We start from the raw sequence: 19,977 nt of genomic DNA on the forward strand, positions 1-19,977 counted from the left end.
AGTAGGACGTTGCCAGGCAATATATCATTATTCCACAGTAGCTCAGTGGTAGAGCTATCGGCTGTTAACCGATCGGTCGTAGGTTCGAGTCCTACCTGTGGAGCCATATGGCCCCGTGGTCAAGCGGTTAAGACACCGCCCTTTCACGGCGGTAACACGGGTTCGAGTCCCGTCGGGGTCATTTATTACATATTGGAGGATTAGCTCAGCTGGGAGAGCATCTGCCTTACAAGCAGAGGGTCGGCGGTTCGAACCCGTCATCCTCCACCATCGTTAATTTAATAGTACGGAGGGGTAGCGAAGTGGCTAAACGCGGCGGACTGTAAATCCGCTCCTTCGGGTTCGGCAGTTCGAATCTGCCCCCCTCCACCATTTATGGGCTATAGCCAAGCGGTAAGGCAACGGACTTTGACTCCGTCACGCGCTGGTTCGAATCCAGCTAGCCCAGCCATTAGAGCCATTAGCTCAGTTGGTAGAGCATCTGACTTTTAATCAGAGGGTCAGTGGTTCGAGCCCACTATGGCTCACTATGAAGCACTTCTCAAAAGAGAAGTGCTTTTTTGTTATATATTATAACAACGAACTCATTTTAGAAAAATATGATTTCTTTTTAACTATTTTTTAATATATAAACATATCATCAAAGAGAAAGTGAATGCTATATTCTCAGTGTTAGTTAGAAATAGCGTAAAGCATACAAATAAAATTTGCATATTTATTTATACATTTTATTGACTAATAAAATAATGAAATCGATAGTAAAAGGGTTTATGTTGAATGATAAACCACTTTATTGATTTTATATGTAAGAATGGCCAATCGAAGAAAAAATGCTGTTTTAGCAATCCTTGAAATGTTGAATTCTTTAGATTATTCTAGAAACATATGACAACAAAGGGGTTTTAAAAATGAATAAAACAGTAGAAATTATTGGGGCGCCATCCACATATGGTCAAAGAAAATTAGGAGTTAACCTTGGTCCAGATGTAATTCGATATGCAGGTATTGAGGAACGTATTAAAGCAATAGGGCTAAATGTGAAAGATTCTGGTAATATTACGGTACCTAAAATCGATTTGGAAAAATTTAATTCAGAGCAAAAAGGATTACGTAATTTAGAAGAAATTATAGAAACATCAAACACGTTGAGTGATGCAGTTTCTAACAGTATTGAAAATAATCATTTTCCACTTATTTTAGGCGGAGATCACTCAATCGCTATTGGTTCTATATCAGGCGTTAGTAAGCACTACGAAAACCTAGGTATTATATGGTATGACGCACATGGTGACCTAAACATCCCTGAAGAGTCGCCGTCAGGAAATATTCACGGTATGCCATTACGTGTACTTGCAGGCGAAGGTGATGAGCGTTTGGTTAATATCTCAAATTATTCACCAAAAATTAAACCTGAAAACATTGTGCTTATCGGCATGAGAGATTTAGACGAAGGAGAAAGACGTTACATAAAAGAACATGATATTAAAACATATACAATGGCTGAAGTTGATCGTTTTGGTATTAAACAAGTGATTGAAGACACGATTGAGTATTTACAAACTAAAACAGATGGCATCCATTTGTCACTTGACGTAGATGCGCTAGATCCTGTGGAAACGCCAGGTACTGGTACTAGAGTGCTTGGTGGGTTAACGTACAGAGAGAGTCATTTTGCATTAGAATTATTACATAATTCTAAATGTATTACTTCTATGGATTTAGTAGAGGTTAATCCACTTATTGATCATAATAATGATACGGCGAAGCAAGCTGTATGCTTAGTAGGTAGTTTCTTTGGTGAAACATTATTGTAGAAACTACAACTAAGTTCAAGATAGAGATCATATCTTCTAAAAACGTAAAATACTACTTTTTCTAAGCGCTCTTACGCGGCGGGACAGCAAAGTCATTTTAAATATGATTTCTGTCTCGCTTTTTGCTTTTAATAAAACATTAATTTTTATTTCAAAATTTTATACTTAATATGACAGTTGACGTTATGATTGGTATAATATATAACATGGGAACAGATAACCGGAGGAGATGTTATGGATTTATCCAACTTTTTTGATGATTGGAGTACGGTCAAAATAATTGCAGGCGTACTCGACTTACTCATAGTATGGTATGTACTTTATCTTCTCATCACAGTTTTTAAAGGTACAAAAGCGATTCAATTACTTAAAGGTATTGTCGTAATTGTAATCGGCCAACAAGTGAGTAAAATGTTAAATTTAACAGCTACATCTCGTTTGTTTGATTTAGTGATACAATGGGGTGTATTAGCTTTAATCGTTATATTCCAACCTGAAATCAGACGTGCTTTGGAACAGCTTGGCAGAGGCAGTTTATTTAAACGTTATTCAACGAGTTTAAATAGTGATGAAGATAAACTTATTTCGTCAGTTTCAAAAGCAGTACAGTATATGGCTAAACGCCGTATAGGCGCGTTAATAGTCTTTGAAAAAGAAACAGGATTACAAGATTATATAGAAACAGGGATCCCTATGAATTCTGACATTTCTCAAGAATTATTAACCAATGTGTTTATACCTAATACGCCTTTACATGACGGTGCGATGATTGTCCAAGAAAATAAAATCGCAAGTGCTGCAAGTTATTTACCATTATCTGATAGTGCTAAAATCGCTAAAAGTTTAGGTACTAGACATAGGGCTGCAGTAGGTATTTCTGAAGTTTCAGACGCATTTACAGTGGTAGTTTCTGAAGAAACAGGATCTATTTCTGTCACATTTGATGGAAAATTAAGAAAAGACATTTCTAATGAAGCATTTGAAGAATTATTAGCTGAACATTGGTTTGGCACACACTTTCAAAAGAAAGGTGTGAATTAAAATGTTAGAAAGTAAATGGGGATTAAGACTAATTGCTTTTGTATTAGCACTTGTGTTTTTCTTATCAGTAAACAATATGTTTGGTAATATCTTCAACGCAGATCAATTAGGACAAAAGTCGACTGAAACATTGCAAGATGTCCCAGTTCAAGTTAAGTATGATAGCAAATCATTATATGCTAGCGATGTACCTAGCAAAGTGGATGTAGAAATATCTGGGCCACAGTCTCAAGTTCTAAAAGCTGAAAATAGTGATAATGTTAAAGCTGTGCTCGATTTAGGTAATAAAAAAGCTGGAAAACATACTACACAATTTCAAGTAAATGGTTTAAATGAAGATATTGATTATACTGTTAAGCCGAAAGAAGCAGCAGTAAGTCTTGAAGAAAAAGTGACTAAAAAGCTCAAAGTAGAACCTGATGTTAGCAGCAATGATTTAGATCCTAACTATAAAGTAAGTGATCAAAGTGTGTCACCTGAAACAGTTAAAGTGACTGGTGGTCGTAAGCAAATTGATAAAATTGCATATTTAAAAGCTACGTTTAAAGATAAAGATAAAATCACTCAAGATACTACAGATATTGCACGTATCACAGCTTTTGACAGAAAACTTAATAAGATTAACGTGTTGATACAACCAAATGAAGTTAATTTAAGTGTCAAAGTAGAAGACTATAGCAAAAATGTTAAAGTTAAAACGAAAGCTGTAGGTGCTTTACCTAATGGTAAAGATTTAGATGATATTAAATTAGATGATGATGAAGTTGAAATATTTGGTAATAGAAATGACATTCAAGGCATTGATGAAATAACTGCTGAAGTGGATTTAGATGGCGTTACAGAGTCAACAGACAGGAATGTTAATTTTAACTTACCAGAAGATGTTTCAAAGGTGAATCCGAAAGAAACGACAGCAAAAATTACTATTAAATAGATTTTTTAATAAAGGAGATATAAATCATGGCAAAATATTTTGGTACAGATGGCGTAAGGGGCGTTGCAAATAAAGAATTAACGCCCGAACTTGCCTTTAAATTAGGACGTTTCGGTGGATACGTGCTAGCACATAATGAAGGTGAAAAACATCCCAAAGTACTAGTTGGTAGGGATACTCGTGTTTCTGGTGAAATGCTTGAATCTGCATTGATTGCTGGGCTGATTTCTATTGGTGCGGAAGTCATGCGTTTAGGCGTCATATCAACACCAGGTGTAGCATATTTAACTAGAGAAATGGAAGCTGAATTAGGTGTCATGATATCTGCTTCTCATAACCCTGTACCAGATAATGGTATCAAGTTTTTTGGGTCAGATGGTTTTAAGTTATCTGATGATCAAGAAGAAGAAATTGAACAATTATTAGATCAAGAAAATCCAGATTTACCTCGCCCTGTAGGCGAAGACATTGTACATTATTCTGATTACTTCGAAGGCGCACAGAAGTATATAAGTTATTTAAAATCAACTATTGATGTTAACTTAGATGGTATGAAAATCGCTCTAGATGGCGCACATGGTTCTACGTCATCATTAGCACCATTTTTATTTGGGGATTTAGAGGCTGATACTGTAACTGTAGGTTGTAACCCCAATGGATATAACATAAATGACGATGTTGGTTCCACGCACCCAGAAACATTAGCACAAAAAGTCGTTGAAGAAGAATGTGATTTTGGTTTAGCGTTTGATGGTGATGGTGACAGATTGATTGCTATTGATGAAAACGGTGATGTTGTTGATGGCGACCAAATCATGTTTATTATTGGCCAAGCGATGAGTAAAAACCAAGAATTAAACAATAATATGATTGTATCAACAGTTATGAGTAATTTAGGTTTCTATAAGGCTCTCGAAAATGAAGGTATTCAATCTAATAAAACAAAAGTTGGAGACCGATACGTTGTTGAAGAAATGCGTAGGGGAGATTATAACTTAGGTGGAGAACAATCTGGCCATATTGTATTAATGGACTACAATACGACTGGTGATGGTTTATTAACAGGCGTTCAGTTAGCAAGTATTATTAAAATGACTGGTAAGCGTCTAAGTCAACTTGCAAAACAAATGAAAAAATATCCACAATCCTTGGTTAACGTTCGTGTTACAGACAAATACCGCGTAGAAGAAAATATAGATGTCCAAGAAGTCATGACAAGAGTTGAAGTAGACATGAATGGAGAAGGGCGTATATTAGTTAGACCTTCAGGAACAGAGCCATTAGTAAGAGTCATGGTTGAAGCAGCAACTGACGAAGACGCACAACGTTATGCGCAAACGATTGCTGATGTAGTAAAAGAAAAAATGGGTTTAAATGAATAAGATAATTATTAAATAACATGATGCTGTCAACGCAGTTACAAATTTTTGTATGAGTAACTGTGTTGGCAGTTTTTTACTATTGAAAATGATTTATAAGCTATACAAATAGTATTTGGATAGTAACTTTAATTTTAGGAACAACGACATCTTGTGTTTCATCTATTAAGCTATATGATTAGATTAGACAAATATATTTTTTTTAATAACTCCTGCACAATTTGTATCGCTATCTTGTTTAATTTCAGTTATGATTTTAAAATTAAAAAAGAGCTAAATCCATTACGGATTAGCTCTCTTATTTTGAGACTAGATATTTATGTTTTACCCTCTTACTTTAAATAGGGTGTTTAGGTCCATCTCGATACTTACGTTGTATTATTATATTATTACAGTACATTGTAAGCTTTAACGATTTCAGCAACTAATTGGTCATCAATTTTAGCATAATCTTTTAAGAATGCTTCGATGCCATGTTCTTTAACATAGTCATTTTTTTCTACTGTTTCTTGGTCATTTGTATCATCGTATTTTAGAAGTAACGCAGCAGCTTTAACTAAAGCGTCATGTTCTAAATTATTCTGATATAAGTAATTTAATGGTTTAACAATTCTATCTTGTGGTCCAATTTTACGGATTGTTCCACGTCCTACACGTGTTACTTCATCTGAAAGATTAGGGTTTTTGAAACGCTCGATGATTTTCTCAACATATTGTGCTTGTTCTGCCACTGTAAAATCAAATTGATTTGTAATATATTGGCTTGTTTCTTCAAGTACGCGTTCTAAATCATGTTTAATATGAGCATCTTTCACTGCATCTAAAATGGTTGGTTGGCCAAAAAATCTACCAGCGTAAGCTAAGAAAGCATGCCCTGTGTTTACTGTTAATAACTTTCTTTCAATGTATGGCGTTAAGTTCTCAACATATTTTATATGATTTAATTCGGGACCAAACCATGCATCTTTTTCTACGACCCATTCGTAGAAAGGTTCAACTACCACATCTAAAATGTGCTCATTGGTTTGTAGAGGAACAATTCTATCAACTGCTGAGTTTGCAAAATGGATGTGATCACCTAAAGGGCCAGTGATATCTAATATCGCATCTTTTAAAGTATTCGTTGCCATAATTGCATTTTCACAAGCAACAATGTTTACTGGGGTTTCTTTTTCTTTTAAATAGGGCGCAAATGTTTTGGCAATAATAGGTAAAACATTGACGCCTACTGCAGTAGTAATTAAATCCGCTTCTAATACTGCTTGTTTTAAACTTTCAGAAGGTTGTCCTGAATTGATGGCGTCCACATTATGCACGCGAGTCGTTGTATGTGCTTGATCTGCTAGGATAACGTCATATTCATGTTTAGCATCTAAAGCATCGATAATTTCAGCATTAACATCTGCAAATGTAACTTTAATATCATTATCAGCTAAAATATAACCTATAAAGCCTCGGCCAATGTTACCAGCACCAAAATGTAATGCTTTCATTATGCGTCAGCCTCCTCAAATACTTGTTTGATCTCCTCTGCTGAAGACGCGTTAATGATACGTTCTACGTTTTCTTCTTCGCTAAATGTAATCGCAATTTTAGATAATAAGTCTAAGTGTTCCCCATCTTTACCTGCAATACCAACAACGACTTTAACTTCTTCTCCATCCCAATCTACACCCTCAGGAATTTGGATTAAAGTTAAACCAGATTTTAGTACACTTGTTTTTGCTTCATCTGTACCATGTGGGATTGCTAAGCCATTACCCATAAAAGTAGTAACAACTTGTTCGCGATCTTTCATTGCTTGAATATAATCTTCTGTGACAGCACCAGTTGAAACTAATGCTTGCCCTGCTTTTTCAATTGCTTCATTTTGATCTTCTACCGTTTGGTTAATAAAAATATTGTCATTGCTAAATAATTCGCTCATATTATTCACTCCATGTTTAATTGATTTTGTAGTTGTTTCAAATAACTTTGTTTTAAAAACACTAATAATTGTTCAGGCTTTTCCATAAAATGATCAATATCATCAAGATATTCTGCCATTTTACCAGATAAATCACTGACAAGTTGTGCCATGGTATCATCTGGGGGGATAAACATATTTAATAAATATGTTACAGAAATACTATCATTTTGATTATTATTAAGCGACAGAGGTTTCTCTAAGATGGTAATTAAAATAAATGGTTTTTGTATTAAATCACTTTTAATATGTGGCATTGCTATGGGATAGGGATCTAAAACAAAACTCTGTACCTCCATTCGTTGCTTAATAAGATCAGCGAATGACTGTTCATCATCAATAATTTGATGTTTTAATAATTGGTTTGTTAAATAAGTAATCCAATTTGTAATATTTGTATAATCTATATAAACAGAATCTATTACTTCTAAACCTTTACGAATATAATTCAATTGATACTCAGGATTTGAAATAGTTGTATTTGTGTCGTCAACCATTTGCATTTGAGATTTATTATATTGTTGCGTATTTAGAAAAGCAGCTACATGATTTATATCTGCGTCTGGTAATAATGGATTAACTGTTAAATAGGGTGATTTAGTATCTAAATTAACTGTTGAAATAATAGCGTCATATTGGTCAAAATCGATTGAATTCAGCTCACCAACAGATGCTTGGACTGTTTGTTGAATTTCACTAAAAGTCTGTTGTAATCGTGTAGCGAGTAAACGACTTGTACCGATACCGCTACTGCAAACGACAAGCACCTTATAAAATGGTGTTGCTTGCTTTTGAATTGCACCACCAAAATGCAAGACGATAAATGCAATTTCACTATCTGGAAATTTAAAGTTTGGCCAAGTTTTAAGTAAGCCTTGATGAACACTTTCAAATAGTCTTGGGTATTTGTGTTTAATCATATCTGTTAAAGGATTGTATGTTTCAATGTTGGCATTTAGACGGTTGATTGCAGGTATGATATGCAATTTCAAACCTTCACTTAATGTTTTCCAATCTTTAAATGTTTGCTGAGATACGTTTGATACATGTTGAATGAGTTGTTCAATTAGATCTTGGTCTTTTTGGTTTTTAAATACTTCAGTAGATTCTTTACGTTTAGCGCCACGTAAATGAATTGTGATAAAAGTTATTTCTGCCTGATTGAACGCAACACCGTATATGTGTTCCAGGTGTAATGCTAAAGCTGATGCAATTTGATGCTCAAAGGTATCTTTGACGCTGTTATAGATATCTTCATTTAAAGCTACATATTCTCCCTTAAGCATTCGATCAATACTAAGTACGATGTGTACAGTCAGTGTTAAATAACTAGATTCTGTTAAAGAATAGGGTAGTTGGCCTAAATGGTCCATTAGAATTCGTTCTACTTGGAAAATTTTATCGATATCAACCATTGGTAATTGTGATTGATTAATCGATTGATACACGAAGTGATTTTCAATTACCGAGTAGACACTCGTACTATTTAAGTTATTGACCATTAATTGACTTAACAGTTCTCTTTTTTTAGATTCAGCGCCATATAGGTGAATCCCTTCACCACGTTTTTTCTGTAGTGATAATTGATATTGTGCTAGTTCTGTATCTAATTCGTCTAGTAATTTAGCTAAAGTTTGAGTGGAAACACCAATTTCTTGAGCCAAGCCATATTGCTTGATTGGTTCTTTGGCCTGAATGAGTGCGTACAAAATAATTACTTTTTGTTCTTCTTGTGATAGGTCGATCGTATTTTGTTGAAGTAATTCTTTTTTTAATGCTCGAATAGCTTGTTGATTACTCGATAATTGTAATCCTTTTTTAGTGACACGCTCTAAAGTAATGTTGAAGTGTTCCAAAAATAATTCTATAGATTTTAATTCTCTATGAATAGTACGAGAGGATACAGCTAAATGTTGAGCAATGTCATAAATCGTGACATATTGACCGTGATACTTAATTAACATTTCGATAATTTCTTTTTCACGCGTACTCAAAAACATAGCCATACCCTCCAGTACAATTTCTTATAGTGAGTAATTAGTTATCTTCTTTTTTTAGGTTTTCTAATAATTCATCATATCTCGGTGAATTTAAGAAATTTTCAACTGAAATATGAATTGCGCTTGGAACTTGTTTAATCGCTCTGTCAGTTAATTTTTTCTGAGTAATGACAAGTTGGGCGTCGCTAGGTAATTGATTAATAGCAGTGTTAGTAACATCTACATCTTGTACACCAGCTTTTTTAAATTTATTACGTAACATACTTGCACCCATCGCACTAGATCCCATACCTGCATCACAAGCAAAGATAACGTGGTTTACTTTACTATAATCATGTGCATCTACATTTTCAGTATCATAATTATCTAGTAAATCATCTTCTGATTGGGCTTCGTCATTTTCTGTAGTGCTTGTAGTGGCAGTTGTGCTTTCTTCATTATTCCCTGTTAACTTAGAAGATACACTTGATTTTTTACCTTTTGATGCTTCCATTTTCTCTGTTGCTGTTTCTATATCTTCAGTTTCTTTTGTGAATTTCAATATGATAGATGAAACTATAAATGAAACAATCGCAGCAAGCGCTACACCAATAATCATGTGTAAGAATTCACCTTTAGGGGCATTGAGCATGTAAACTATAAATGAGCCTGGAGATGCTGGACTCTTGAACCCAAAGTCTACTAATGAATAAGTTGCTACACCAGTCATACCACCTAAGATTACAGCGATAAATAACAATGGTCTCATTAATACATAAGGGAAGTAAATTTCATGAATACCACCTAAGAAATGAATAATACCTGCGCCATATGAAGTTGCTTTAGCTGTTCCTTTACCAAATATCATATAAGCAACTAATACACCTAAACCAGGGCCAGGATTTGATTCAATTGTATATAAAATAGATTGGCCTGCAGAAGCTGCTTGGTCTGCACCAAGTGGTGTGAATACACCATGGTTAATTGCATTATTTAAGAAAACGATTTTTGCAGGTTCTACGATAATACTTACTAATGGAAGTAGATGCGCATGTACCAACGCTTCAACAGCTACTGATAAAATGTGCATGATAAATTCCATGATTGGTGCTAGTACTTTAAAACCAACGATTGTCATAATGAAGCCTAAAATACCAGCTGAAAAGTTATTGAATAACATTTCAAAACCTTGTGGGGTTCTTGGTTGAATAAATTCATCTGTTTTCTTCATTAACCAACCAACGAGTGGGCCCATAATCATTGCGCCAAGTAACATCGGCGTATCAGGTAATGCTACAATCACACCCATTGTTGCTACAGCTGCGATAATACCGCCACGCATTTCGTGAATTAAACGCCCACCACTATAGGCAATTAATAGAGGTATTAAATAAGTGATCATCGGGCCAGCTAATTCACTTAAATCTTTATTTGGCCACCAACCGCCATCAATAAAGATTGCAGCGATAAAGCCCCATGCGATAAATGCACCAATATTTGGCATAATCATACTACTTAAAAATGAACCAAAAGCTTGAACTTTACGGCCTATACCCTTTTTGTCTTGAGTATCTGTTTGTGACATAATTTGCACCTCTTTTTCTCTTTATTTGTAAGTACATTGTAGGTCTATTTTCATAAATAAACAACAAATAGTAATTTCAAATTTGGCACAGTGTGTTTGACAAGTTTATGACTATTAAATGGTGCAAATATATGGAAGGTTTTGGATTTTAAAGACGTTCGTTAATCATTAAAAAATAGAATTTAACTTGTATATTTATAAAAAATTTGCATTTAGGCTTAAATACATTGTACAATTAATAATATTGAAGAAAGGAGGATAGTTTCGAGTAACTTAATCAAAGCGCCTGTGCAAGTGAAGCGGTTAAATGTTGAATATTTAAGGTTTAAAACAGAAATCTTAATAGACGTGAGATTGAAGCTTGTAGACGAGGAGGATAGTTATCGAACCATCGGCGGATGCTATCCCGGATGTGGCTCATTCGTAAACTTATTAAGGAAAACATTAGGGCGACCTAGTGCACAAAGTTAATAAGATAGCCAAATTTAATAAAAATTAAAATTATAAGGTGGATGGGATTTCTGTGCCTATTTTGTTATTCCTTGTTATTGAACAAATAAAAGGAATTTATTTGAATTGGCCTATTTTATATTGAACAGGTTCCTATACGCCGAACGTTCAATACCCGTCACCATTACATTGGAGGAATATGTATATGTGTGGAATTGTTGGATATATAGGGCATGATAATGCCAAAGAATTATTGTTGAAAGGTTTAGAAAAGTTAGAATATAGAGGTTATGACTCTGCAGGTATCGCCGTTGTTAATGATGAAGGTACAAATGTATTTAAATCAAAAGGGCGCATTGCAGAACTTAGAAAAGTTGCAGACAGTGAAGATATTGATGGCAACGTAGGTATTGGTCATACACGTTGGGCAACACATGGTGTACCCAATTATGAAAATTCACACCCTCACCAATCTGCGACCAACCGATTTACTTTAGTGCATAATGGTGTGATTGAAAATTACGAAGAATTAAGTGATGCGTACTTATCAAATGTTACATTCTTATCTGAAACGGATACAGAAATTATCGTTCAATTAGTTGAATACTTCTCAGATAAAGGTCTTTCTACAGAAGCTGCATTTACCAAAGTCGTATCTTTATTAGAGGGCTCTTACGCATTAGGCTTAATTGATAGTCAAGATAGAGATACTATGTATGTGGCTAAAAACAAATCACCACTATTAATTGGTGTAGGTGATGGTTTTAATGTTATTGCTTCAGATGCGCTTGCAATGTTACAAGTCACAAATCAATATAAAGAAATTCATGATCATGAAATTGTTATTGTAAAACGAGACGAAGTGGTTATTAAAGACCAAGAGGGTAACATTCAAAATAGAGAAGCATATACTGCACAAATTGATGCTGCAGATGCTGAAAAAGGTGTCTATGATCATTACATGTTAAAAGAAATTCATGAGCAACCAGCAGTAATGCGCCGTATTATTCAAGAATATCAAGATGATGAAGGTAATCTGAAAATGGATGCAGATATTACAAGAGATGTGGCTAATGCAGATAGAATTTATATTATTGCTGCTGGCACAAGTTATCATGCAGGATTGGTCGGTAAAGAATATTTAGAAAAATGGGCTGGCGTACCCACAGAAGTACATGTAGCTTCAGAGTTTATATATAATATGCCGCTACTTTCAGAAAAACCATTATTTATTTATATTTCACAATCAGGTGAAACAGCTGATAGCCGTGCTGTTTTAGTAGAAACTAAAAAACTAGGTCATAAATCATTAACAATTACAAATGTTCCAGGTTCTACATTATCACGTGAAGCGGATCATACGTTACTGTTACATGCAGGACCTGAAATTGCTGTTGCATCTACAAAAGCTTATACAGCACAAATTGCAGTGCTTTCAATCTTGTCACAAATTGTAGCTAAAGAACATGGTAGAGAAGCTGACGTAGCGCTATTACGTGAACTTGCAAAAGTGACTACGGCGATTGAAACAATCGTAGATGATGCAGATGTTATGGAACAAATTGCGACAGATTTCTTAGAAACAACTAGAAACGCATTCTTTATTGGTCGTACAATAGATTATAATGTTAGTTTAGAAGGCGCATTAAAATTAAAAGAAATTTCTTACATTCAAGCAGAAGGGTTTGCAGGCGGAGAGTTAAAACACGGTACAATAGCATTAATCGAAGAAGGCACGCCAGTGATCGCCTTAGCAACACAAGAAAATGTTAATCCTTCTATTCGTGGTAATGTAAAAGAAGTTGCAGCGCGAGGCGCAAATCCATGTATTATTTCAATGGATGGATTGAATAAAGATGGAGATACTTATGTCATCCCTCATGTACATGAACTATTAACACCGTTAGTAGCTGTTGTTGCAATGCAGTTAATTTCTTATTATGCAGCTTTACACAGAGATTTAGATGTGGATAAACCACGTAATTTAGCTAAATCTGTCACAGTTGAATAAATGCTGAATCTTTTACTAGTTTGCTAATAGAGATGAAATCTAAGAAGTTCAACTATTGGCAATTTATTATGAAAAGATAACTTCTGAATAAATTATGGAGTATAATATAAGACAGGAATAAAATCGAATGATGATTTTATTCCTGCTTTTTTAATACATAAAATTTTATTATTATTAACAGAATTTTATGAAAATAACCTTGTTTATTTATGTTAAAATATAGTTTACTATGAGCAATTAAAGAAAAGCGCATTTAATGACTAAACCTAATATTTATAATATGAAATTTGGAAAAGTTTATCCTCATTTAGTTAGAAAAGCTAAGAAAAAAGGTAGAACGCAAGATGGAGTAAATGAAATTATACATTGGATGACTGGTTACACCAAGCGCAATTAAATGCTCTAATTGAAGATGGTATGACATATGAAATATTTATTAAACGAGCACTTTAGTTAAACTCTGACAGAACTAAAATGCGTGGCGTCGTTTGTAGGATAAGTGTTGAACTTATGGAAAATTCGATAATGAAAGCAATCAGGCGTTTAAATACAATAATCGATGAATTAACCAAAGGAAAAACACTAACAAAGCTATTTAGAGTGAACGAATAATAATTTAAAGTTTTAAAAGGGGAATTTATTTATGCTTATTGATTTGAAACATATTGCAAGAAGAAAACAGGGAAATGAAATTATCAAAGACGTTAGTTGGCAAATAAATGAAGGAGAAAAATGGATGCTTTATGGGTTAAATGGCGCAGGCAAGACAACACTATTAAATATTTTAAATGCATATGAGCCTAATACCTCTGGAGAGATGACATTATTCGGTATGAAACCAGGTAAAAAAGGATATTCTGCAGATAATGTGCGTAACCAAATTGGATTCGTATCCAATAGTTTAATGGATCGCTTTCAAGATGGAGAAATTGTCTTAGATGTTGTAATCAGTGGTATATTTAAATCTATTGGTGTATTCCAAGAGGTGCCACAGCAATATGAAAATACGGCAAAGCAGTATTTAAAACAAATGGGGATGTCTCACTTTGAAAATCAATATTATGGATATCTTTCTACTGGAGAACGTCAAAAAGTTTTGATAGCAAGAGCATTGATGGGGGACCCTAAGTTATTAATTTTAGATGAGCCGGCTTCTGGTTTAGATTTTATTGCTAGAGAAGATTTATTAAGTGCATTGACGCAATTATATAGACAAAATCCTCAATTAGCTGTTATTTATGTTACACATTTTGTAGAAGAAATTACTAAAGATATAGATTACGGATTTTTATTAAAAAATGGCAAAACTTTTAAACAAGGGTCAATTACTGAAATACTCAATAGTCATACATTAAGTTCTTTTTTTAAAAGAAATGTTAACATAACGTATCATGATGAACGCTATGCATTATTTTTAAATGAAGAGAAGATTGCAGAAAAATAGATTACATGCCATAATTTAAGACGATAATACTTGATGGAGGACTTGTTTAAATGGATAATGTGAAAGCAATATTTTTAGATATGGATGGCACAATTTTACATAAAGATAATCGTGTAGATTCTGAAACAGCAGAGATTATTCAAACGTTAAGAGATTGTGGGTATAAAGTATTTTTAGCGACTGGTAGGGCACATGATGAAATTGGTTATCTTGTACCTAAAGGGTTTGCAGTAGATGGCATTATAAGTTCTAACGGTACTTTTGGTGTTGTGCAAAATGAAATAATATTTAAGCATAGCTTATCTTTTGAAACAGTAAATGAAATTGTGAAAAGGGCGAAAGAACAAGAGATTTATTATGAAGTTTTTTCATTTGGCCGTGACCGAATTATTCTTAATGAAGACAAAGCGTGGGCAGAAGCTTTATTTGCTCAACCAACACCGCCAGGAAACGTGGGATATAGCGAATGGACTTCAAGAAGAGCTTCTATAGTAGAAAAAGTTGATTGGGAGTCTACTATTCCTCATACATCATTTTCAAAAATTTATTTATTCTCACCAGATTATGACAAGATTACACAATTTCGTAATCAATTAATGGAAGATCAATCATCGCTTCAAATAAGTGTATCGAATTCTTCTCGCTTTAATGCAGAAACGATGGCTTTTGGTATTGATAAAGGTACTGGAATTAAAGAAATGATAGACCATTTTGATATAAAACAAGAAGAGACACTAGTGATAGGCGATAGTGACAATGATAGAGCTATGTTTGCATTTGGTAATTACACTGTTGCAATGAAGAATGCAAGACCAGAAATACAAGTTTTAGCTGATGATGTCACTTCACTTACTAATGAAGAAAACGGGGCAGCATTATACTTAAAAACACATTTCTTATAGAATATAAGTGTTATATAGTTCAACATAATACGAAAACGAGAAACGGGTCAGAAATCCCAATTATTTAATGGTTTCTGACCCGTTTCTTTATTTTAATTAGTCATTTTTCTTATCAATTTGATCTTTTACATCTGAAGATTTTTCTTTAGCTGTATCTTGAATATTGTCTGATGTACGCTCGATATTTGACTTAGTTTTTTCAGTTGTGTTGTTTACACTATTTGTAACTTTATCTGTTTGATTAGATTGCTCTGAAGTTTTAGCTTTAGTTATTTCTGATTTATCTATCTTTTCACCATTTTTATTATAGTATTGTATAATTGCTAATAAGTTTGTGTAGTATACAAATAATCTTATAATAATTACAATTACAGATACGATATAAATAATTGTCATAGCTACCGTTTGTGAGATGCTGCCAGTACTTATTGAAATTAACTGACTAACTGGATTTGCTAAAATAATAACAATTAAATTTAATAGTAAAATACCTAGATAGAATTTAAACCATGTTTTATTACCATTTTTAATTGCTTTAAAGCCACGTTTAACTGTTGACCAAGCACCAACGCTAGGATTTTTAACAAAAGATAAAGTGTAATTAATAATTAAGATTGCAAAGAACCAATATACAAATGATAATATAAATATTTGTAATGTAGCAGCGATAATTTGGAATGTTAACGACCATCCAAGCGCATGATCGGAACTGCTTAACGGCCCTTGTAATGCTGTAAATAATTGCACAATGCCTAACTGTAGTAGTTTACCGATTAAAATATTAAGTATTAATATAATAATAATAAATAGCAATGTGATTAAAGATAATTTTAATGATTTAGCATATTTGCCTTTTTTAAAAATTGAAAATAAATCTTTAAATTTAACCTTGTCTTTATTAATTGCATTGTCTATAGTGTATATAGTTCCAGCAATAAGTTGATAACCAACAAATATAAAAACAACTAATGGAATCAATAACGATAATACTAATGTGAATATTGCACTTCCAATAGGTTGTTGCATAGCCATTGACATTAGAAATTTATAGATTGCTGGTTGTACTGGTATAAACGTTAGCACAGTCAAAGCAAACAATATGATAAAACTTACAATTGTAAAAAGTAAAATTTTAGCATTTTGCGGTTTTGCATTTTGTAACGCTAGTTTATGAAATTTAAACAAATTTTAAGCACTCCTTTTTAGTGATAAGAATACGATATCAAAAAATTGAAGATTTTAAAATTAATAGGTAACAAAATGGCTATAAAATGTTAAAATATCCAAATGAGAAAATGTTGAAAGGAGATATCATCATGAAATTTGCAATTCTTACTGATGTACATGGCAATTTTGATGCTTTAGACACAGTGTTGGATGATATTGATAGTAGAAAAGATATTAAAAAAATATATAATTTAGGCGATAATATCGGTGTCGGTCATGAAACGAATAAAGTACTTGATGAAATATTTGAAAGAGATGATATGGAAATCATTGCAGGCAATCATGATGAAGCGGTTATGTCAATTGTAAATGATACGCCTTACCCTGAAGACTTAAAAGATAAGTTTTATGAACATCACCAATGGATTGAAAGCCATTTAGATGAAGATTATTATGACAAATTAAACGCATTGCCCCGTGTGATTGAAAAGACGCTAAATAATAAAAAAGTAATGTTTATACATTATGAAATTCCAAATGACAAATTAGATACACCAATCGATGGACAACCTTTTAGTCCTATTGTAGAACCGACCGAAGAAAATATTAAATCACTTTTCGAGGATAAAGACGCAGATTTAATTGTTTTTGGTCATAATCATACAGTTCATTTGTTTGATGACAAATCAAAAGTGTATTTTAATCCTGGATCTGTAGGTTTAAATAATGGCGCTTACGCTGTATATGGTATTGTTACTATTGATGAAAATGAAATTTCCTTTGAACGTGTGAAAATACCTTATGATAACGAAGAATTTTTAAGAGGTTTTAAAGAAAAACAAGTACCAGCTAAAGAACTCATATTTGATAAATTTTTATAACTAACAACATATTAGATAATAATCATATTTATAGTATTGCATTGAATAGAAAAAAGTGACTAGATTTAAAAAGCTTGATATAAGCATATAAATCTAGTCACTTTTTTAATATGAAGTGGATATTTAAGCGTTTAGCAATAATTATTTTCCTGCATAAACTGCTGAACATAATGTATCATCATCATGTTTATGATGCGGCGTTTCAAATTGAATGGTCATATGTTGGATATTGAGATGTTCTAATCGATGTTCGAGCCGATTTAAAAGCTGTTCTCCTTCTTCAATGGTCATGTCGTTTGGCACTACAGCGTGACAACTTAACGCGTTCATCTCATTTGATATGGTCCAAATGTGACAATCATGTACATTTACTATTTGTGGTTCGTTTGTAATAGTATTAATGGTTTCATTCATATTTACATCGCTTGGTGTACCTTCCATTAAAATATTGATAGAAGATTTCGTTATACCCCAACTGCTTTTTATAATAAGTAGAGACACAATAATACTTGCAATAGGGTCAGCAATCGTCCAGTTAAAGAACCAAATAAGAATAGCTGCTGCAATCGCACCGACAGAGCCTAATAAATCGCCAATAACATGGAGAAAAGCACCGCGCATATTTATATTATGATGCGTGTCGCCTCCTTTAAACATTAAAGTAGCAACAACAATATTAACAATTAAGCCAATAGTACTAATAATAAGCATGTCGGCTGATTTGACTGTCATTGGGTTAAAGAAACGATCCACCGCTTCAAAGATAATAAAGATACCAATAACAAATAAAGTTACGCCATTAAATAAGGCTGCTAAAATTTCAAAACGTTTATACCCAAACGTTTTATTTTTGGTAGCATGCTTCTCGGCATAGATAAAAGCAAGTAAAGCTACGCCTAATGAGATTGTATCACTAAACATGTGTAAACCATCAGATAATAAAGCTAAACTATTAGCTACAAAGCCGCCAATGATTTCGACAATCATAAAAATGCCTATAATGAGAAAGCTGATGAGCAATATTTTTTTATTATTGGTGTGTACATGGCCATGTGTATGATTGTGTGAGTGATTATGTTCAGATTGAGACATATATGACATCACCTTTCTTATAATTTGTGGTTAGCATGATGAATTGCTTGTTTTAATAAGGTGGTTACATGTGTATCATCAATTGCATATATCATCGATTGACCATCCCGATTTGATTTTACTAAGTGGGCTTGTTTTAATATACGTAATTGATGAGAGACATTGGACTGACTCATGTTCAAAGTATGTGCGATATGACCGACACTACTTGAACTTTGTGATAATAAATGCATGATGCGTATACGGTTTGTTTCACTTAAGGCTTTAAATATATCAGTCATGTGATTTAAAGTTTCTGTATTGATAGATGATTCCAAGAAATGCACCCCTTTTATATGAATATATTAATATATATTCATATCTTAATATGGTTCTTTGCTAGTGTCAATAGATAATGCATTTTAGTTTTAAACACCTACAAAAGTGGTAGACTTTTAAGTAATCGAATTTTTAGAGGAGGTTTAAAGTATGAGTATTTTAGTTATTGGAGCAAATGGTGGCGTTGGTCATTATTTAATAGAGCAATTAAAGGCTGAAGGTGAAGATTTTACAGCTGGTGTAAGAAAAGAAGCACAAGTAGAGCAATTAAAAGAAAAAAATATTAACGCAACGTTAATAGATGTTGAAAAAGATGATGTCCAATCTCTGACTGAAAAATTTAAAGGCTACAACCGAATAGTTTTTTCTGTAGGTTCAGGTGGTAGTACAGGTGCAGATAAAACAATTATTGTAGATTTAGATGGTGCTGTGAAAGCGATTAAAGCGAGCGAAGCGAATAAAGCGCAACAATTTGTTATGGTGTCAACGTATGATTCAAGAAGAGAAGCGTTTGATTCAAGCGGCGATTTGAAGCCATATACAATTGCAAAACATTATGCAGATGAATATTTAAAACAGGCAACGATACCATATACAATTATTCATCCTGGTGGCTTACTAGACGATGACGGGACAAATAAAATTGAAGTAGGCGCCTTTTTTGAAGGCAGAGGCACTATTCCAAGAGAAGATGTTGCTTCAGTGTTGAAAGAAGTTGTGACTACTGACGATTATTTAAATACTGAATTCCAAATTGTTAGTGGTGAAAAAGATATTCCACAAGCCTTAACTGATTTTAAAAATAAATAATAGTAGTTATTTTTAACCATAAGATTGGAAATATAATGTCTTAGTCTTAAGTATAGTATTGATATTGGTTAACTGAAATGAAACTACATTTATATTAAACTTTTAAAAGACTTGTCTCTTGTATACATTGTTTTTGAGTTAGTAATTCTTATATAAAGACTTTGTGCCAAGGGTTATATTTCGAATCATATTTTCCAGGGCGGG

General features: G+C 33.3%; 18 protein-coding genes and 6 tRNA genes. 17 read left to right on the forward strand and 7 right to left on the reverse strand.

Annotation, left to right across the window (positions count from 1 at the left end; all coding sequences use genetic code 11):
• The first annotated feature begins 31 nt into the window (after positions 1 to 31).
• The 10 genes from KA894_RS12040 to glmM all read left to right on the forward strand — a co-directional run bounded on the left by KA894_RS12040 (position 32) and on the right by glmM (position 5,171).
• Positions 32 to 106: transfer RNA gene (locus KA894_RS12040), tRNA-Asn, on the forward strand.
• 3 nt (positions 107 to 109) lie between these two features.
• A tRNA-Glu gene (locus tag KA894_RS12045) sits at positions 110 to 181 on the forward strand.
• 13 nt (positions 182 to 194) lie between these two features.
• Positions 195 to 270 (forward strand) — tRNA-Val (locus tag KA894_RS12050).
• Positions 271 to 288: 18 nt separating this feature from the next.
• Positions 289 to 372, forward strand: a tRNA-Tyr gene (locus tag KA894_RS12055).
• Positions 373 to 376: 4 nt separating this feature from the next.
• Positions 377 to 451, forward strand: a tRNA-Gln gene (locus KA894_RS12060).
• A gap of 3 nt (positions 452 to 454) precedes the next feature.
• Positions 455 to 527: transfer RNA gene (locus KA894_RS12065), tRNA-Lys, on the forward strand.
• Positions 528 to 908: 381 nt separating this feature from the next.
• Positions 909 to 1,814, forward strand: coding sequence for an arginase (gene rocF, locus KA894_RS12070; RefSeq protein ID WP_096808731.1), 906 nt, complete (start codon positions 909 to 911; stop codon positions 1,812 to 1,814).
• A gap of 234 nt (positions 1,815 to 2,048) precedes the next feature.
• Complete coding sequence (cdaA, locus tag KA894_RS12075) at positions 2,049 to 2,855, forward strand: diadenylate cyclase CdaA (protein WP_096808732.1); 807 nt, start codon at positions 2,049 to 2,051, stop codon at positions 2,853 to 2,855.
• Between the two features lies 1 nt (position 2,856).
• Positions 2,857 to 3,789, forward strand: coding sequence for a CdaR family protein (locus KA894_RS12080; protein WP_096808733.1), 933 nt, complete (start codon positions 2,857 to 2,859; stop codon positions 3,787 to 3,789).
• A gap of 26 nt (positions 3,790 to 3,815) precedes the next feature.
• Positions 3,816 to 5,171 carry a phosphoglucosamine mutase gene (glmM, locus tag KA894_RS12085; RefSeq protein WP_103373151.1) on the forward strand — a complete coding sequence of 452 codons (1,356 nt, stop codon included), beginning with the start codon at positions 3,816 to 3,818 and terminating at the stop codon, positions 5,169 to 5,171.
• A 386-nt stretch (positions 5,172 to 5,557) separates the two neighbouring features.
• Here glmM and KA894_RS12090 read toward each other — a convergent pair whose 3' ends face one another.
• Genes KA894_RS12090 through KA894_RS12105 form a run of 4 tightly spaced genes read right to left on the reverse strand, consistent with a single transcriptional unit; the run spans position 5,558 to position 10,698 of the window.
• Positions 5,558 to 6,661 (reverse strand): mannitol-1-phosphate 5-dehydrogenase, encoded by a 1,104-nt coding sequence (locus KA894_RS12090; protein WP_119488194.1) that lies wholly within the window; start codon positions 6,659 to 6,661, stop codon positions 5,558 to 5,560.
• Positions 6,661 to 7,095, reverse strand: a complete 435-nt coding sequence (locus KA894_RS12095; RefSeq protein ID WP_096808736.1) for a PTS mannitol transporter subunit IIA — start codon at positions 7,093 to 7,095, stop codon at positions 6,661 to 6,663. Before KA894_RS12095 ends, KA894_RS12090 begins: the two co-directional genes overlap by 1 nt.
• Before the next feature lie 5 nt (positions 7,096 to 7,100).
• Entirely contained in the window at positions 7,101 to 9,134 is a 2,034-nt protein-coding gene (locus KA894_RS12100; protein ID WP_096808737.1) for a BglG family transcription antiterminator, read from the reverse strand.
• Between the two features lie 37 nt (positions 9,135 to 9,171).
• Positions 9,172 to 10,698: a PTS mannitol transporter subunit IIBC gene (locus tag KA894_RS12105; protein WP_103373039.1), complete on the reverse strand. Its 1,527-nt coding sequence runs from the start codon at positions 10,696 to 10,698 to the stop codon at positions 9,172 to 9,174.
• A 655-nt stretch (positions 10,699 to 11,353) separates the two neighbouring features.
• Here KA894_RS12105 and glmS point away from each other — a divergent pair.
• The 5 genes from glmS (at position 11,354) to KA894_RS12125 (ending at position 15,505) form a co-directional block, all read left to right on the forward strand.
• A complete protein-coding gene (gene glmS / locus KA894_RS12110) occupies positions 11,354 to 13,159 on the forward strand; it encodes a glutamine--fructose-6-phosphate transaminase (isomerizing) (protein ID WP_115342018.1) in 1,806 nt (601 codons plus the stop codon).
• Between the two features lie 256 nt (positions 13,160 to 13,415).
• Entirely contained in the window at positions 13,416 to 13,556 is a 141-nt protein-coding gene (locus KA894_RS14810) for a DUF2200 family protein (protein WP_250644972.1), read from the forward strand.
• A gap of 113 nt (positions 13,557 to 13,669) precedes the next feature.
• A complete protein-coding gene (locus KA894_RS14815; protein ID WP_255201769.1) occupies positions 13,670 to 13,771 on the forward strand; it encodes a DUF2200 family protein in 102 nt (33 codons plus the stop codon).
• Between the two features lie 31 nt (positions 13,772 to 13,802).
• On the forward strand, positions 13,803 to 14,603 hold the full coding sequence (locus KA894_RS12120) for an ABC transporter ATP-binding protein (RefSeq protein WP_096808740.1): 801 nt from the start codon (positions 13,803 to 13,805) through the stop codon (positions 14,601 to 14,603).
• 50 nt (positions 14,604 to 14,653) lie between these two features.
• The gene (locus tag KA894_RS12125) at positions 14,654 to 15,505 is read left to right on the forward strand and encodes an HAD family hydrolase (RefSeq protein WP_210133989.1); all 852 of its coding nucleotides are present in this window, start codon (positions 14,654 to 14,656) and stop codon (positions 15,503 to 15,505) included.
• A 96-nt stretch (positions 15,506 to 15,601) separates the two neighbouring features.
• Here KA894_RS12125 and KA894_RS12130 read toward each other — a convergent pair whose 3' ends face one another.
• Positions 15,602 to 16,690 carry a hypothetical protein gene (locus KA894_RS12130; protein ID WP_108909225.1) on the reverse strand — a complete coding sequence of 363 codons (1,089 nt, stop codon included), beginning with the start codon at positions 16,688 to 16,690 and terminating at the stop codon, positions 15,602 to 15,604.
• A gap of 131 nt (positions 16,691 to 16,821) precedes the next feature.
• Here KA894_RS12130 and KA894_RS12135 point away from each other — a divergent pair, with 131 nt between their 5' ends.
• Positions 16,822 to 17,553 carry a metallophosphoesterase family protein gene (locus KA894_RS12135; RefSeq protein ID WP_096808743.1) on the forward strand — a complete coding sequence of 244 codons (732 nt, stop codon included), beginning with the start codon at positions 16,822 to 16,824 and terminating at the stop codon, positions 17,551 to 17,553.
• Positions 17,554 to 17,694: 141 nt separating this feature from the next.
• Here the strand turns inward: KA894_RS12135 and czrB are convergent, their stop codons facing one another.
• Together czrB and KA894_RS12145 are read right to left on the reverse strand one after the other, a co-directional pair.
• Entirely contained in the window at positions 17,695 to 18,645 is a 951-nt protein-coding gene (czrB, locus tag KA894_RS12140) for a CDF family zinc efflux transporter CzrB (RefSeq protein WP_096808744.1), read from the reverse strand.
• A 17-nt stretch (positions 18,646 to 18,662) separates the two neighbouring features.
• Positions 18,663 to 18,926, reverse strand: a complete 264-nt coding sequence (locus KA894_RS12145; protein ID WP_174221777.1) for an ArsR/SmtB family transcription factor — start codon at positions 18,924 to 18,926, stop codon at positions 18,663 to 18,665.
• 187 nt (positions 18,927 to 19,113) lie between these two features.
• On the opposite strand from KA894_RS12145, the gene KA894_RS12150 reads away from it, so the two are divergent.
• Positions 19,114 to 19,773 (forward strand): SDR family oxidoreductase, encoded by a 660-nt coding sequence (locus KA894_RS12150; RefSeq protein WP_096808746.1) that lies wholly within the window; start codon positions 19,114 to 19,116, stop codon positions 19,771 to 19,773.
• Positions 19,774 to 19,977: the final 204 nt, after the last annotated feature.

The sequence above is a fragment of the Staphylococcus sp. GDY8P131P genome (assembly GCF_017891975.1).
GTDB lineage: Bacteria > Bacillota > Bacilli > Staphylococcales > Staphylococcaceae > Staphylococcus > Staphylococcus nepalensis.